We start from the raw sequence: 15,002 nt of genomic DNA, 5'->3' as shown, positions 1-15,002 counted from the left end.
TCGCGGTGGGTGCGGAAGGCCTGATCGTCGCCTACGCGGGAGGGCGCCACTGCCGTTGCGGACCATGTACGAGATCTTGAGACCACGAACAAAGCTCATGGAAGGTTCATGCCGCATGATCGATGAATACGCGAAGGACAACCTGCGCAGGAGACTGCGGCGGGACCGCGAGTCGCTGCTCTGGAAACTCGACGGCTTGTCCGAGTACGACGCCCGCCGGCCTCTGACGGCGACCGGGACCAACCTCCTCGGCCTGGTCAAGCACGTGGCCACCGTCGAGGCCAGGTACTTCGGCGAGGTCTTCGACCGCCCCTCCCCGGAACCGCTGCCCCGGTGGCAGGACTCCGACGGCAGCGATCAGTGGGCGAGTGAGGACGAGACCCCCGATCAGATCGTCGCGTACTACCGGCGCACGTGGGAACACTCGGACGCGACGATCAACGCGCTTCCCCTCGACGCCCCCGGCCACGTGCCGTGGTGGCCGGAGCCCTGTCCCAACACCAACCTGTTCGCCGTCATGGCCCATGTCCTCGGCGAGACCGTCCGGCATACCGGGCACGCCGACATCCTGCGTGAAGGCCTCGACGGCCGGACGGGGTTGCGCGCCGAACACGAGAAGCCGATCGACGAGGAAGCCCGTGCGGCCCACCGGGCGAAGATCGAGCAGGCCGCCAGGTCGGCCGCTGGCATCAAGGCCTGGAGGTTGCCCCACGTGACGTGATGTCCGCGCGGCATGGCCCCCGTCGCCGCCGTCGCCCGTTGCCCGTCCGCAAGGTGGTGGGACCGCTCGGGGTGCTGGTCAGAGCCGTGTCACCAGCTGCGAACGGCGGTCATGTCGCGAGGGCGTCACCTATGGGTGAGTCCGAGGCTGTTCTGCTGCGGTGGGTGCTTCGGCGGCGGGAACGGTCATGGCCGCGAGCCGCTCGCGGGCGCGGTCGTCGCCCAGGGCAGCCGCGGCGGCGAGCCAGCGCCGCATGCCCTCGGTGCCGCCCTGCGCGGCAAACGCCTCGCCGAGTCTGCGCAGGGCGCCGGCCTCCACTGGGATGTCTGTGGACAGGCACGCGTCATACCAGCGCTGGGCCTTGTCCGGTCGCCCCTGGCCCACCAGCCGGGCTGCGTAGCGGGGCATCGCCGCGGAAACGCCGGCATGTGCCCCGACCGCTGCACGCTGGGCGGGGGTCAGGTGTGCGTCTTGCCACCGCCGCGCGTGTGCCAGCGAGCGGAGAGCCTCCTCGTCCAGGTCGGCCGCGTTGCGGTGGTGCGCGTCGCAGAACCATGTGTCAGCGACGTCCGCTTCGGTGAAGGCTGCTCCGTGCAGCTGGGCGCGTTCGAAGTGCGCGCCTTGCAGGGACGCCTGCTGGAACTGGGCCAGTCGCAGGTCCGCGCCTTTGAACGTGGCCGACACCAGCCTTGCCTGGTGGAAGATCGTCCGTCGGCAGTACGCGGCGTTGAAGCGCGCTTCGTGCAGGTTCGCGCCGGTCAGGCGCGCATCATCCAGAACTGCCCCCCAGCCACGGACGCTGCCAGGTGCGACGACGCGCGCCAGGTTGGCGCGCGTCAGGTTCGCGAAGGCCAGGTCGACGTTCACCCCGGTCAAGTCGACGCCGCTGATGTCGAGTCGCTTCAGCCACGGGGCGCGGGCCAGATCCAGCGTTCGCAGCGGGCGCCGTTGCCGCAGGCACTCGCGCAGCACGAGCGCCAGGTCGTGGACGAGGACGTCACTGACTGCGGGGTCGGACTCGGCTTTCAGGTTGGCGATGACGACGGCGAGTAGGTCCATCTGCAGGTCGGGGCTGTCCGGGCCGAGGTAGGCGGTGAGCGCGGCGGCGGTGTTCAACCGAACCCCGGAGTCCTTCGACCCGAGGTTGACCACCGTACGGGCGAGCTCTTCGTCGTGGCGCTTGCGCCGCTCGGACTGCCGGTCGCGGCGCTGCGACCTCAGTGTGAAGAACACCCCGACCACGGCGACAGCGGCGGTGATGAAGGGCGCCCATTGCAGGAGCTGCGCCGTGGCTGACTGGTCGCGAGCCGTCTTCGCCTGGGTGGCGCGGATATCGGCAGCAAGCTTGGCGCGCTCCAGGTCGTCTCGACCCAATGAGGGCACGGGGCCGACCTGAGGAGACCGGTCCGCCGAGGCCGTGCAGCCGGCCAGCAGCGCGGCGAGGAAGGCAGCCGCCGACAGCACGCCGGCACACCGCCGTACACGGCCCCGGCCCCGTCGTCGACGACTCACCACGCACACCTCCTGAACATTTACATAGTGCGACTTGAAGGTTACTCTATGTTATGGCGGGTCAGGGTGATACGCCTGCTTTCGGTGACCGCGTCCGCTTCGGTGGCCGGCGTTGCGGCGGATTCCCCCTGGCCCGCCCTGCCGCCAACCGCGTATTCGGCCTTCCCCCACCGGCGAGCGGGGTGATCCGGGGTTTGGTTCCCTCCCCCCTGAGCCGGCGGCACTCCTGCGCAGCGTCAGTGGCGCGAGGTGTCCGGCGTGCGGCGCCGTGCCGCACGGGCTCCGGTTCCGCTGGAGAAGGTCGGGTCGGTGACGGTCAGGTCGCAGCTGGCCGCCCACAGGCGTGCTGCTGTCGTGGTGTCGGTCAAATGGTCCCAGAGGGGCTCGGGCCTGGGCGCCCCGCGCAGCCCGAATGCTCGGGGGCCGAGCATCTGGCCGCCGCGCACGCCCGGGTCGAGCACGGCCCGGACAGCGGGCCAGGCGGCGCTGTCCTTGCCCTGGACGACGAGGCGGAGCGGTAGCCGGCTCAGCCGTGTGCCGGTGGTGCGGACGTGGAACGGCGGGCGCGAGGGGGTGAGGGAGTCGAGTGCGCCGCCGGGGTGGACCAGCACGCTCAGCGTCCTGCTGCCGACGGCCCGCAGTCGGCGGTCGAGTTCGAGCGCGAAGAGCATCTGGGCGAGCTTGGACCGCGCGTAGGTGCGTTTGGGCTGGTAGTCGCGCGTGCATTGGAGATCATCCAGGTCCAGGCGTTCGGACTTGGCGGCGAAGCTGCCGGTGGTGACGACGCGGCTTCCCGGGGCCGCCGCGAGCAGGGGCGCCAGGTGGTGGGTCAGCGCGAAGTGCCCCAGGTGGTTGGTCGCGAACATCAGCTCGTGGCCGTCGCGGGTTTCGCGGCGCGGTGGATGGTCGAGCGCCACGCCGGCGTTGTGGACGACCGCGTCGAGGCGGTCGACTCCGAGCGCGTCCACGGACGCCCCGAGCGAAGCGGGATCGGCCAGATCCAGGGGCACGTGTTTCACGTCTGCGCCGGGGACGCGCGAGACGATGGAGGCGATCGCCGCTTCGGCCTTCGCCCCGTTGCGGCTGCCGAGGACGACGGCGGCCCCGGTGCCGGCGAGCTGCTCGGCGACGAAGTACCCGATGCCCGCGTTGCCGCCGGTGACCAGGAAGGTCCTTCCTCGGGCGTGAGGCAGCCGGTGGCCGTCCCACCGCGGGGTCTGGGCTACGGGGGGTGCGGACGGCATGGAGGGCTCCCGGAGGCTCGGAGTGGTCTGGAAGGACGGGCGGGCCCGCACCTTCACGGCCGGCCATGCCCGGTTCCCACGCTCCCGCAGGCCGCCCACAGCGCACCGACAGACCACCGTCCCCGCTGACAGCCGACCGACAGCGCCCGTGCCCTCCGCGAAGACCTCCGAGGCGGCCGGCCGGCAGCAGACCGCCTCCTGAGCCGTACCGTCCCGAGCGGCCCGTGGCCACCACAGGACCGCTGTCTCGCGGCGGGCCTCCTCGCCGTCGCCCTCGCCAGGGTCGCCGGGGTCCGCCGGCCCTGGCCGCAGGCCTGCCGCGGCGCCGTCCTGGCGCTGCGCCGCCATCCGGGCCGGGAGGGGCGGGAGACGGCGTACGGGACGGTCCTGGGCGGCAACTGACCAGCGGCGTCGGGCGGTTCGCGATTGTCACGATCCCGCTACAGAGATCAATTGAATGTGTTCAAAACCCTGGGCGGCGGGCCTACTCTGACCGCTCCGCAACAGGGGAGGGACCCGATGTCCGAGAACGCCGCCGACCACGCCCAGCAGGCGGACCGGGGAGGATCCGCCCAGGCTCCGCCTCCGCCGCCCGCCCCCGGCCTGCCGGGACACGACCCGACGGCCTGGATGCTGTACCAGCACCACCTGCGCCAGCTGCACCAGCAGCAGCTACGGGAGGAGGCCGCCGCGAGGGCGGCGAACTCCATGTGGCGGCGGATCCGCCCGGCCGACGCCGCCCCGATCCGCACCCTCACCCTGGCCGCCGCGCTCGCCGCGGGCCTCGCCACCGCCGTCCTCCTCGGGGACGGGGTGGGCCCCGGGCTGCTCCTCGCCGCGCTGCCCGCCATGGTGGCCGCGTACGCCTCGGCCCGCGCCGCCGGCCGCAAGGCCCGCCCCTGGAGCCTGGTGTGGGCGGCCGGCTGCGCGGCGCTGCTCGCGGTGCCGGCACTGCGCGACTCCGCCTGGCCGTCCACGCTGGCGGTGCTGGCCGCCGTGCCCCTGGCCGCCCTGGCCCTGCACGGCACCCGTAGCTGGCCCGGCGTCGTGCTCGGCCCGCTCGGCTTCCTCGACAGCGCCGTCAACGGGGTCGGCTGGGCCTGGGCGGGCGTCCGGGCGCGCGGCGGCGGAATGGGCCGGGAGCGGTGGCTGCCCGTGGCCAAGGCGGTTGTGGTCGGGGCGGTCCTGCTGGTCCTGTTCGGGGCGCTGTTCGCCTCCGCCGACGCGGCCTTCGCCGACCTGCTGGGCGGCCTGACCCCCGACGTCTCCGTGGGGGACGGGCCGCTGCGGATCCTGCTCTTCCTGGCCGGCACCGTCCTCGCCCTCGCCGCCGCCCGCACCGCCGCGGCCCCGCACCGCTGGGACCGGATGAAGTCCCGCCCGGGCACCCCGCGTTCCCGCGTGGAGTGGAGCCTGCCCCTGATCCTGCTCAACCTGCTCTTCGCCGGCTTCAACGCCGTACAGCTGGCTGTGCTGTTCGGCGGCTACGACAAGGTGCTGGAGAGCACCGGGCTCAGCCATGCCCAGTACGCGCGCCAGGGGTTCTGGCAGCTGCTGTGGGCCACCGTCCTCGTCCTCGCCGTCATCGCGCTCGCCCTGCGCTGGGCACCCCGGGGCACGGCCGCCGACCGCCGCCTGGTCCGGGCGGTGCTGGGCACGCTGTGCCTGCTGACCCTGGTGGTGGTCGCCTCCGCTGTCCGCCGGATGGACCTGTACGTCGCCGCGTACGGACTGACCAGGCTGCGGCTGTCCGTGGTCACGACGGAACTGTGGCTGGGCCTGGTGATCGTGCTGCTGATGGCGGCCGGGGTGGCGGGCCGCCGCTGGCTGGCCCGCGCGGTGGTCGCGAGCGCGGCGGCGACCGTACTGGCCTTCGGCCTGGTCTCGCCCGACGGGATCATCGCGGAGGCGGGCGTCACCCGCTACCAGCGGGACGGCGAGATCGACCTGGTCTACCTGCGCGGGCTCTCGGCGGACGCGGTCCCCGCCCTGGACCGGCTGCCCGAACCCCAGCGCTCCTGCGCCCTGTCGTCCGTCCGCGACGACCTCCGCCGGGCCGGCGAGGCCCCCTGGTACGCCACGAGCCTGGGCGAGTACCGCGCCCGGAGGATCCTGCGCGAACGCCCGCTCGCGGCCGACCGGAGCGAATGCGTCCGCCGCGACGTGCACACCGTCCGCCGCCCATAGAGGCCGGAGGCGGAAACTCCGGTCGAGGGCCGACGGGGGAGTGCCCCTCCCGAAGCCGGTTGGCCCGCGCGCGAACGCACCGGACGGCGCGGCGGCTGTACCGGGGCGTTCGGCGATCCGGCGTTCCCGTCAGCTGACAGCCGGTGTTGCGGCGCTTGCCGGCAGCGGGAGCCGCCGGGCACCGGGCCGGGTTCCAGCCCGGAGTCCGGGCCAGTGCGGCGGCGCGGCCGCGCGGTAGCGGTGGCGGCAGCCGTGCCCCTGGCTGTCGGCGGCGCCGCCTGGACCGCCGTCACGTTCCCGCACCCCTTCGGCGCCGGCGACGGCGCAGGGACGTCCCAGGAGGAGGACCGGTGCGAGGTCGACTGGCGGACACCCGACGGATACGCCGCCGTCCTCGCATGCGAACCCGGCGCCGGCGGTGCCGCGCGCGTCCTCGGCGCCCGATTCGCCCAGGACCTGGCTCCCGGACCGGGCGGCGGAGCACAGAGCAGCCGTCCGAGCAGCCCCGCGCCTGCGGGGGCCGTACGGCAAGGCGTACGCCGACCAGCGCTTGACCCTCACGCGACGTGATGCCGCATAGTCGTCGGCGTGGAAGAACACGAGCACCTGACCGTTGGACGTGTGGCCGAGTTGGCCGCTGTGAGTGTCCGTACCCTGCACCACTATGACGAGATCGGCCTCGTCCGCTCGTCCGCGCGGACGAGCGCGGGGTACCGGGCGTACTCGCCGGGTGACGTGGAGCGCCTGCGGGAGGTACTCGCTTTCCGGCGGCTGGGTTTCGGGCTGCGTGAGATCGCGGATCTGGTGGACGATCCCGCCACCGACGCGACTGCCCGACTGCACCGGCTGCGCGGCCTGCTGGTGGAACAGCGGGACCGCACTGCCGTCATGGTGACGGCCATCGACAAGGAACTGGAGGAGAGGGCCATGGGGGTCAGGACGACGCCGGAGGACCAGTTGAAGGTGTTCGGCGCGCAACTGTACGAAGCGATCGGATCCGCCTACCCCGCGACCCGGCGCACCGAGCCGCGGATCGCGGCGAGGATCTGGGAGGCACTCGGGGACGCACGGACGGTACTGAACGTCGGGGCCGGCACTGGCTCCTACGAGCCGCCGGACCGTGAGGTCACGGCGGTGGAGCCGTCGGCCGTGATGCGGGCGCAGCGCCCGGTGGGCGCGGCTCCGTGCGTGGCCGCCAGTGCGGAGCGCCTGCCGTTCGCCGACCAGTCCTTCGACGCCGCGATGGCGGTCAGCACCGTTCACCACTGGCCGGACCCGATCGCAGGGCTGCGCGAGATGCGGCGGGTGGCCCGGCGCGTGGTGGTGTTCACTTACGACGCCAGCACCACCGGCTGGCTTCAACGGTTCTGGCTCACCCGCGACTACCTGCCCGAATTCGCAGGCCTGCTCGCCGACTGGCCGTCGCTCGCCGACATGACCCGTGCGATCGGGGGCCGCGCGGAGCCGGTGCTCGTACCGTGGGACTGCGCCGACGGCTTCTTCGAGGCCCACTGGCGCCGACCCGAGGAGTACCTGGACGAACAGGTGCGCCGCGCGGTGTCGGTGTGGACCAGGGTCGGCCCGCAGGCCGAGCAGCGGGCGGTGGACACGCTCCGCGCCGACCTCGCCTCGGGCCGCTGGACCGAGCGCAACCGCGACCTCGTGGCGCTCGACGCGGCCGAGCTCGGCCTCCGCCTGCTCGTCGCCTGAGCCGGCGTTTCGCGAGGCTTCGTACCGGGTGTGGGCTGACGGCTGGTCTTCGGGGACCCTGCGCGCGGCGCCGCCGGCCGCGCCGCGCGGTGGCCGGCCCCGCCTCCGTGTTGCGGGTGTGTGCAACCATCTTGGGGCGGTTCGCGTGTTTCCTTCCGTAGCGATCATCAACGGTGAGGAGACGATGTGAAGCGCGCGACAAGCCATCCGTCCCGGCGTACGGTCCTGGCCCTCGGTACCGGCGGCCTGGCCGCCCTCGGTCTCGGCGCCGCCGGCCGGGCGTCCGCGGACAGCCGGCCGGGCGTCGGCCCGGGCACTCTGCGGCGGCTGCGGGACATGGAACAGGAGCACGGCGCCCGCATCGGCGTCTACGCACGCAATCTGGTCACCGGCCGCACGGTGGTCAACCGGGCGGAGGAGCTCTTTCCGGTCTGCTCGGTGTTCAAGCCGCTGGCCGCGGCGGCCGTCCTGCGGGACCTCGACCGCGACGGGGAGTTCCTGGCCCGCCGGATCCACTACACCGAGGCCGAGGTCGAGGCGGCCGAGTGGGCCCCGGTCACCAAGGACCACGTGGCCGACGGGATGACGGTCGAGGCCCTGTGCGCGGCCGCAGTGAGCCAGAGCGACAACCTCGCGGGCAACCTGCTCCTGCGCGAGCTGGGCGGGCCGACCGCGATCACCCGCTTCGCCCGGTCCCTCGGCGACCGCGTCACCCGGCTCGACCGCTGGGAACCGACCCTGAACTCCGCCGAACCCTGGCGTACCGAGGACACCACCAGCCCGCGTGCCATCGGCCAGACCTACGTCCGGCTGCTGCTCGGCGACGCGCTGCCGCGCATGGACAGGGACCGGCTCACCGACTGGCTGCTCGCCAACACCACCAACACCCAGCGGTTCAAGGAGGGCCTGCCCGGCTGGAAGCTGGCCGACAAGACCGGCGGCGGCACCGCCTACGGCGTCGCCAACGACGTGGGTGTGGTCTGGAGCCCGGCCGGTGTGCCGGTGGTGATGGCGGTCCTGACGACCAGGCCGGAGGCACCGCAGGGGCCGAACGACAGCAAGCTCGTCGCCGACACGGCTCGCCTGCTGGGCGAGGCCGTCCTGGGCTGAGCCGCTGCGGCCGCGGGACGGCGGGACGGCGGGCCGCGGGTCGGGGGGCGAGGGACGGGGGCGAGGGCGGCTGGTGCGGGTGCCCATGCCTCACCCGGTCCCCCTCCACGGCTCCGCCCGGCAGACCCTCACCGAGGGCGGCACCCGCGCGGGACGTCGTGTCGGCGCCCGAACTTCTCGATGGCCGCCGGGGTCACGGGGGTGAAGAAGTTGACGAGGTTGCCGTCGGGGTCGCGGAGCAGAAGCGACCGGTTGCCCCAGGGCATCGTGGTGGGCTCCGTCACGAAGTCGGTGACGAAGCCGGTCAGGTCCCGGTGCACGCGGTCCACGTCGTCGACGAGGAACTCGGTGATCACACTGCGGTTGTCCGCCGGGCGGGCGGAGCCCGGGGCGAACAGCGGGACGGTGCGGGTGCCTGCGATCGCGAGGGTGGCGCCCGCGGTCCTGAGCTCCGCGAAGTCCTCGGTGGCCCACACCGCCCGGGCCCCCGTGGCCCGTTCGTAGAACTCGACGAGGCGTGCCACGTCGCCGGTGATGATGCGGAGCGAGACGAAGTGCATGGGGGTCTCCTTGGTCGTACGGGAGGGGTGTGCGTCGCAGACTAGGAGGAATAGCGGACAGAAACGGTCCGCTATGGGCACTAGGCTGCGCACATGTCCCGACCGACCGCCCGCGTCCTGACCCTCCTGGAGCTGCTGCAGTCGGGCGGCACCCGGACGGTGGCCGAACTCGCCGACCGGCTCGGCGTCGAGGGCCGCACCGTGCGCCGGTACGTGGACCAGCTGGTGGCCGACCTCGACGTGCCCGTGGAATCGGTGCGCGGCCGCCACGGCGGATACCGGCTCGCCCCCGGCTACCGTCTGCCCCCGCTCATGCTCAGCGACGACGAGGCGCTGGCCGTGCTGCTGGGGCTGCTCGCCGGCCGCCGGACAGGGCTGACGACGACGGAGCGCACGGCGAGCGAGACGGCGTCGGCGAAGATCCGGCGCGTTCTGCCCCGGCACGTCGCCCGCCGGCTCGACGCCCTCCTCGAAGCCCTCGCCTTCACCGATCGGCCCGGCGACTTCGACACCCCCGACTCCGGGGTCCTGCTCACCCTCGCCGACGCGGTGCGCCACCGCCGACCGGTCTCGATCCGCTACACCGACGGCGACGGGCGGCGCAGCGAACGCACCCTGCACGCGTACGGGGTCGTCGCCCACGCGGGACGCTGGTACGTCACGGGCGAGGACGCCCGGATCGGCGAGGACCGGACCTTCCGGCTCGACCGCATCACGGACGCACGGACCCTGCCGGGCTCCTTCGAAGCGCCCGAGGCCACCGATCCGGCACAGCGCCTGCTGGAAGGGTTCGCCACGGCCGGCCACCGGCACGAGGTGACCCTGCGGATCCACGGGACGGTCGGGCAGATCCGCGCCCACCTCCCCGCCGCCGTCGCGCTCCTGCACGAGCCCGAGCCCGAGCCCGAGCACGAGCCCAAGCACGAGCCCGTCGCGGACGAGGACCGGACGGCCGGGCGCTGGCTGCGCGTCGAGCTGCGGGCGGAACGGCTCGACTGGCTGCCCCCGGTACTCGCCGCCCTCGACCGGCCCTTCGCCATCGAACGCCCCGAGGAACTACGCGCCCTCGTCACCGCGTTCGCCGACCGCCTCACGTCCTACGCCCGCGAAACCCGAGAGGACGCCTCCTGAGCCGGTACCGTTCCCGGACGGGGCCGGGACCGCCCGTCCGGCGCCGGGCGGCCCGTTCCTCGCGGTACTCGTAGGCCGGGCGCAGCCCGTGGGCGTCAATGCCGGCTGGTCGGCCGGACGCGGAGCAGTTCGGTCCGCAGGACGGGTGTGCCGTCCACCGGTGCCGGGTTCTCCGCGGTCGGCTCGATTCCTCCGGCGGCGGTCTTGTCGAGTGTTGCCAGGCCGTCGGGGCCGACCGTGCCGAACACCGTGTAGTTCGGGCGCAGTGCGGAGTCGCCGTAGACGACGAAGAACTGCGAGCCGTTGGTGTTCGGCCCGGCGTTGGCCATCGCCAGCAGGCCGCGCCCGTACAGGCGGCGCGTGCCGGTCGGGTCGGTCGGTGCGGGTGGCAGGTCCACCGGCAGCTCGTCCTTGTACTTGTACCCGGGCCCGCCCTCACCGGTACCGGTCGGGTCGCCGCACTGCAGGACCTTCAGCGTCGGATACGCCGTCAGACGGTGGCACACCGTGCGGTCGTAGAACCCGTGCCGTGCCAGGTGCGCGAAACTCTGGACCGTGCACGGCGCCTTGGCCCGGTCCAAGTGCAGCGGGAGCGGGCCCTGGCTGGTCGGAACAGCCATGTCGACCGTGCCACGACGGGGAGTGTGCCGCGGGTCCGGCGGCAACGGAACAGAGCGGGCCGGCGGCTCGTCCGGGGTCTGCGTGTACTGGCAGGGGCCGTGCGTGGTGCGCGGCGGAGCGCCGTCGGAAGCGGTGGCGACACTCCCCCCGGACACGACCAACGCCACGGCCGCGAATGTGCTGATCAGTGCTCGGTTCATCTCGCACGCCCTCCTGATGATCGCCAGGTTCTGGAGCGGTCGCAGTCTAGGGCGTGGTGTGTCCGGCGGGAATGGTCGACGGTGGGGCTCCGCCGATCAGTGAGGGAGTCGGGACGGGCCGTCCCGAACCGACGACTCGGGTCACGAGGAGCGGAACGGCTGGTCAGCGACCGCCGCCCGGTCGGTGGACGCTGAGTTCGCCGTAGGCCCGCAGGGCGTCGGCCGGGTCGCCCGGTCCGCTCCGCCCGTCCCACCCGTTGCGCAGCACGGCGTCGAGGAAGGCGAGGGTGGCCGCGGCGACGACCCGGGGGCTGCGGGTGCGGCCCAGGGAGCCGACGAGCGCGGGCACGGGCGGCAGGTACAGGGGGCCGTCCGTGAACGCGAGGTGCGCGGCGCCGGGGACGGTGAGCCGGTAGCTTGTCGCGGTGTTGGTGGCGAGCGCCTCGGTGAGGCGGGGCAGGTAGCGCGGATCGCTCCCGGCGGTCACCTCCTGGGTGAGCGCGAGCGCCGGCCGGTCGAGGGCGGGCGAGGCGGGGCCGTGAGGGAAGCCGTCCAGATCGACGACGGCGGCGAACCGGTGGTCCTGCCGGGCCGCCTGGAGCGCGGCGGCACCGCCCATGGAGTGGCCGGCCACCGCGACCCGGCCGGCGTCCAGGCGTCCGGTCAGCGGGTCGGCGGTCCTGTCCGTTCCCCGGCCGCCCTGCGCGACCTGGCCGCTCCGGCCGTCCTGCCCGGTCAGCCGGGTGAGGACGAAGCCGAGGTCGGCGGCCCGGATCGCCGTCCAGCCGGCCGCCGCCTTCGCGTCCTCGTCCCTGTCGCCGGAGGAGTGGGTGGCGGTGGTGACCGTCCGACCGTCGGAGAGGACGACGGCGGCCGAGTCGTACGGGTGGTCGAGGGCCGCGACCACGTAGCCGTGACTGGCCAGTTCCTCGGCCAAGGCGGTGTTCTGGGTGCGCACCCCGCTCGACCCGGGTGAGAACAGCACGACGGGGAACCGCCCGCCCGCATCGGCCACCGGGGCGTCGAAAACCGCACGGCTGCGGGCCCGCGGCAGACCGTCGACCAGGAAGCCCGGCAGCCCGACCCCGCGGGCGAGCGCCTCGGAGACGGTGCGCGCCTCCTGCGCCGTGCGTCCGAGGTACCGGGCCCGCCGCACACCGTCGGGGCTCTTCTGCGCGGGGTACCAGAGCTGGACGACGACCGTGCGCCGGTCGTCCGGATCGGCGGTGAAGGTTTCGGGGCGCTGCGGATCGGTCCACTGCACCACGCGGGTGCCGACCGCGAAGCCGCCCGTCGGTTCGGGGAACACCGGCACCGGGAAGGCCCAGGCGGCCACCGGACCGGCGGCGATCAGCCCCAGGCAGGCCGCCGATCCCGGCAGTGCCAGCCACCAGCGGGCCCGCCACGCCGGCCGGCCGGCCCGGCGTCGCAGCAGCGGGGAACAGGCGAACGGCAGCGCACAGCCGACGCCCGCCAGTACCGGCAGCAGCTGCCAGCGGACGCCCGTCAGGCCCAGTACGAGCGCGGACAGCACGAGCAGCGCCCCCGCCACGACCGTGACGCGTGAGCGGGCGGCCGGGGGAAGCCAGCGCGCCGTCACCAGCGCGACGGCACTCGACAGGACAAGGATTTCGATGAGGGACATGGACGGTCCCGCGATGATCTCGGTCACCCGGCCATCGTCGGCGCCGGGCGCGCGCCGCCACATCGGTCCCGGGTCGCCGTCGCGTGGACGCCTGGGGCGACCCGGGTCGCAGTCCGCGGCGGCCGCCGGTGCCACCGGAGCGGCAACCGGCTACGCCACAGCGGTGTCCGCGTTGCGACCGGGGGAGGGGGCCCGGCTCCTCCTGCGGTCGCATCCCGGCCCGGCGTCGTCAGACGGTGGGCGCATGCGCCGCGCGGGGCACGCGGTCTACCGTGGCAGGGCCGCGGTACCCGCCGGCCGACGCGCGGCGTGCGATCCCCGTGCCCGGCCCGGATCCGGCCGTCCGCGGCGGCGGCCCCGACCGGCGCCGTCACGGCGCCGAATCGACAGGGACGTGGGATGACCGAGGCGGCGACGGAAGCCGGCAGGGCCCACCAGGTGCGCCGGCCGGGACCGGGACGGGCGCGGTGGGCGAGGGTGACCGCAGGCGCGCGCCGGGGCATCCGGCTACCGCCTCCGGTGTGGGACTCGCTGCTGCCGGTGCTTCTCCTCGTCCACGTCCTGACCACCCACGCGCCGCCGGAACTGCCGGTGGCCGTGGCTCTCACCGCCGCCCTCGTACTGCCCCTGCCGTGGCGGCGCCGCGCCCCGCGCGCGGTGTTCGCCGCCGTCACGGCCGCGGCCTTCGTCCAGTGGCTGGCCGGCGTCCAACTCCCGGCGGACGTCGCCCTGCTGATGGCTCTCTACACGTTCGCCGCGAGCTCGGGCCGACGCGGCACGCTCCTGGCCGGCGCCGTCGTGCAGGCCGGCGTCCTGCTGGCCTGCCTGCGCTGGGCGCCGGAGGGTGCGTTCCTGACCCCCTTCGTCGCGGTGACCGCGACGGTCGTCGCCGCTGCCGTCCTCGGTGTGAACGTACGCACCACGCGCGCCTACCTCGCCGCGGTGGAGGAGCGGGCCGAACGCCTGGAGCGGGAACAGGCTCAGCAGGCGCGCCTGGCCGCCGCCGAGGAGCGGGCGCGGATCACCCTGGAGATGCACGACATCGTCACCCACAACCTGTCCGTCATGGTCGCGCTGACCGACGCCGCGGTCTACGCGCAGCACCGGTCGCCCGAGCGGGCCACCGCCGCGATGCTCCAGATCTCCGAGACGGGCCGGCAGGCCCTGACCGACATGCGGCGCTCCTTGGGCATCCTGCGGACCGACGAACCCGACGCGGAGCGCCACCCGCTGCCCGGCATCGCCCAACTGGATTCCCTTGCCGACCAGATGTGCGCCGCCGGCCTGCCGACCCGGCTGGAGGTCCGCGGAAGCCACGAGCACGTCCCCGCCACCACCCAACTCACCGTCTACCGCCTGGTGCAGGAAGCCTTGACCAACACCCTGAAGCACACACCCCCCGGCACGACCGCGCAGGTCCGGGTCCACTGTTCGACCGGGGCCGTCACCGTGGACGCCACCGACAGCGGCCTCTGTCCGCAGCTGCCCGCCGCCGCGCCCCCCGGCCACGGCCTCCCCGGCATGCGCGAGCGCGCGGCCGCCTACGGCGGGGAGCTGCGGGCCGGACCGCTCCCGGGAGGCGGCTGGGGGGTCCGCACCCGCCTCCTCCTCGACAGCGGCGGGGCGGCACCCGCATGACGATCCGCATCCTGGTCGCCGACGACGAAGCACTGCTCCGGATGGCCTTCGCCACCGTCCTGGAGTCCCAGCCCGACATGGCACCGGTCGGCGAGGCCGCGGACGGCGACCAGGCCGTACGCCTCGCGCGCGAGCTGCGCCCCGACGTCGTCCTCATGGACGTGCGGATGCCCGGGACCGACGGGATCGAGGCGACCCGGCAGGTCCTCGGGGCCTCGCCGGGGAGCAGGGTGCTGATCCTCACCACCTTCGACCTGGACGAGTACGCCTTCGCCGGACTCCACGCCGGGGCGTCGGGCTTCCTGCTGAAGAACTCCAGGCCCGAGGAGCTCCTCACCGCGATCCGCAACGTAGCGGCCGGGGACGCGGTGGTTTCCCCGCGGATCACCCGGCTGCTGCTGGAGAACCTCCGCCCGCACCTCCCCGACGGCAGCGGCGGCGCCCGCGCGGTCCGGTCCGAGCACGTCGAGCGGCTGGCCCGGCTCAGCGCGCGGGAACGCGAGGTGCTGGTCCAGGTGGGTCGCGGTCTGTCCAACACCGAGATCGCGGCCACCCTGTACCTCGCGGAGGCGACGGTGAAGTCCCATCTGGGGCGGGTCCTGCAGAAGCTCGGACTCCGCGACCGGATCCAGGCCGTGGTGTTCGCCTACGAGAGCCGCCTGGTCGACCCGGTCTGACCCCGCCGCGAGGCCGCGGTGCACGGCTGATGCCGGAGGAGTGGGA

12 protein-coding genes are annotated in these 15,002 nt (G+C 73.9%); 7 read left to right on the top strand and 5 right to left on the bottom strand.

Going from position 1 to position 15,002, the window contains the following annotated elements; genetic code table 11:
* The first annotated feature begins 115 nt into the window (after window positions 1-115).
* Complete coding sequence (locus tag ACFY15_RS16300; RefSeq protein WP_390688328.1) at window positions 116-721, top strand: DinB family protein; 606 nt, start codon at window positions 116-118, stop codon at window positions 719-721.
* Window positions 722-850: 129 nt separating this feature from the next.
* On the opposite strand, the gene ACFY15_RS16295 is transcribed toward ACFY15_RS16300, so the two are convergent.
* A complete protein-coding gene (locus ACFY15_RS16295; protein ID WP_390688327.1) occupies window positions 851-2,185 on the bottom strand; it encodes a pentapeptide repeat-containing protein in 1,335 nt (444 codons plus the stop codon).
* Window positions 2,186-2,469: 284 nt separating this feature from the next.
* Window positions 2,470-3,477 (bottom strand): SDR family NAD(P)-dependent oxidoreductase, encoded by a 1,008-nt coding sequence (locus ACFY15_RS16290; protein ID WP_390688326.1) that lies wholly within the window; start codon window positions 3,475-3,477, stop codon window positions 2,470-2,472.
* Between the two features lie 519 nt (window positions 3,478-3,996).
* Here ACFY15_RS16290 and ACFY15_RS16285 point away from each other — a divergent pair.
* The 3 genes from ACFY15_RS16285 to bla all read left to right on the top strand — a co-directional run bounded on the left by ACFY15_RS16285 (window position 3,997) and on the right by bla (window position 8,484).
* Entirely contained in the window at window positions 3,997-5,664 is a 1,668-nt protein-coding gene (locus ACFY15_RS16285; protein WP_390688325.1) for a DUF4173 domain-containing protein, read from the top strand.
* A gap of 621 nt (window positions 5,665-6,285) precedes the next feature.
* Entirely contained in the window at window positions 6,286-7,374 is a 1,089-nt protein-coding gene (locus ACFY15_RS16280) for a methyltransferase domain-containing protein (protein WP_390825659.1), read from the top strand.
* A gap of 186 nt (window positions 7,375-7,560) precedes the next feature.
* Complete coding sequence (bla, locus tag ACFY15_RS16275; RefSeq protein ID WP_390688324.1) at window positions 7,561-8,484, top strand: class A beta-lactamase; 924 nt, start codon at window positions 7,561-7,563, stop codon at window positions 8,482-8,484.
* A gap of 128 nt (window positions 8,485-8,612) precedes the next feature.
* Here bla and ACFY15_RS16270 read toward each other — a convergent pair whose 3' ends face one another.
* Entirely contained in the window at window positions 8,613-9,044 is a 432-nt protein-coding gene (locus tag ACFY15_RS16270; protein WP_390688323.1) for a VOC family protein, read from the bottom strand.
* Window positions 9,045-9,137: 93 nt separating this feature from the next.
* On the opposite strand from ACFY15_RS16270, the gene ACFY15_RS16265 reads away from it, so the two are divergent.
* The gene (locus ACFY15_RS16265) at window positions 9,138-10,175 is read left to right on the top strand and encodes a helix-turn-helix transcriptional regulator (protein WP_390688322.1); all 1,038 of its coding nucleotides are present in this window, start codon (window positions 9,138-9,140) and stop codon (window positions 10,173-10,175) included.
* A gap of 95 nt (window positions 10,176-10,270) precedes the next feature.
* Here ACFY15_RS16265 and ACFY15_RS16260 read toward each other — a convergent pair whose 3' ends face one another.
* Both ACFY15_RS16260 and ACFY15_RS16255 read right to left on the bottom strand, forming a co-directional pair.
* Window positions 10,271-10,795: a peptidylprolyl isomerase gene (locus tag ACFY15_RS16260; protein WP_390688321.1), complete on the bottom strand. Its 525-nt coding sequence runs from the start codon at window positions 10,793-10,795 to the stop codon at window positions 10,271-10,273.
* 364 nt (window positions 10,796-11,159) lie between these two features.
* Window positions 11,160-12,704, bottom strand: coding sequence for an alpha/beta hydrolase family protein (locus ACFY15_RS16255; RefSeq protein ID WP_390688320.1), 1,545 nt, complete (start codon window positions 12,702-12,704; stop codon window positions 11,160-11,162).
* Between the two features lie 414 nt (window positions 12,705-13,118).
* On the opposite strand from ACFY15_RS16255, the gene ACFY15_RS16250 reads away from it, so the two are divergent.
* Window positions 13,119-14,279, top strand: coding sequence for a sensor histidine kinase (locus tag ACFY15_RS16250; protein WP_390688319.1), 1,161 nt, complete (start codon window positions 13,119-13,121; stop codon window positions 14,277-14,279).
* Entirely contained in the window at window positions 14,276-14,956 is a 681-nt protein-coding gene (locus tag ACFY15_RS16245) for a response regulator (RefSeq protein WP_390688318.1), read from the top strand. Before ACFY15_RS16250 ends, ACFY15_RS16245 begins: the two co-directional genes overlap by 4 nt.
* Window positions 14,957-15,002 lie beyond the last annotated feature (46 nt).

This window comes from Streptomyces sp. NPDC001373, from assembly GCF_042895815.1.
Lineage (GTDB): Bacteria > Actinomycetota > Actinomycetes > Streptomycetales > Streptomycetaceae > Streptomyces.
Note: the sequence above shows the minus strand (reverse complement) of the source record. Positions and strands in the feature narration are given on the sequence as shown.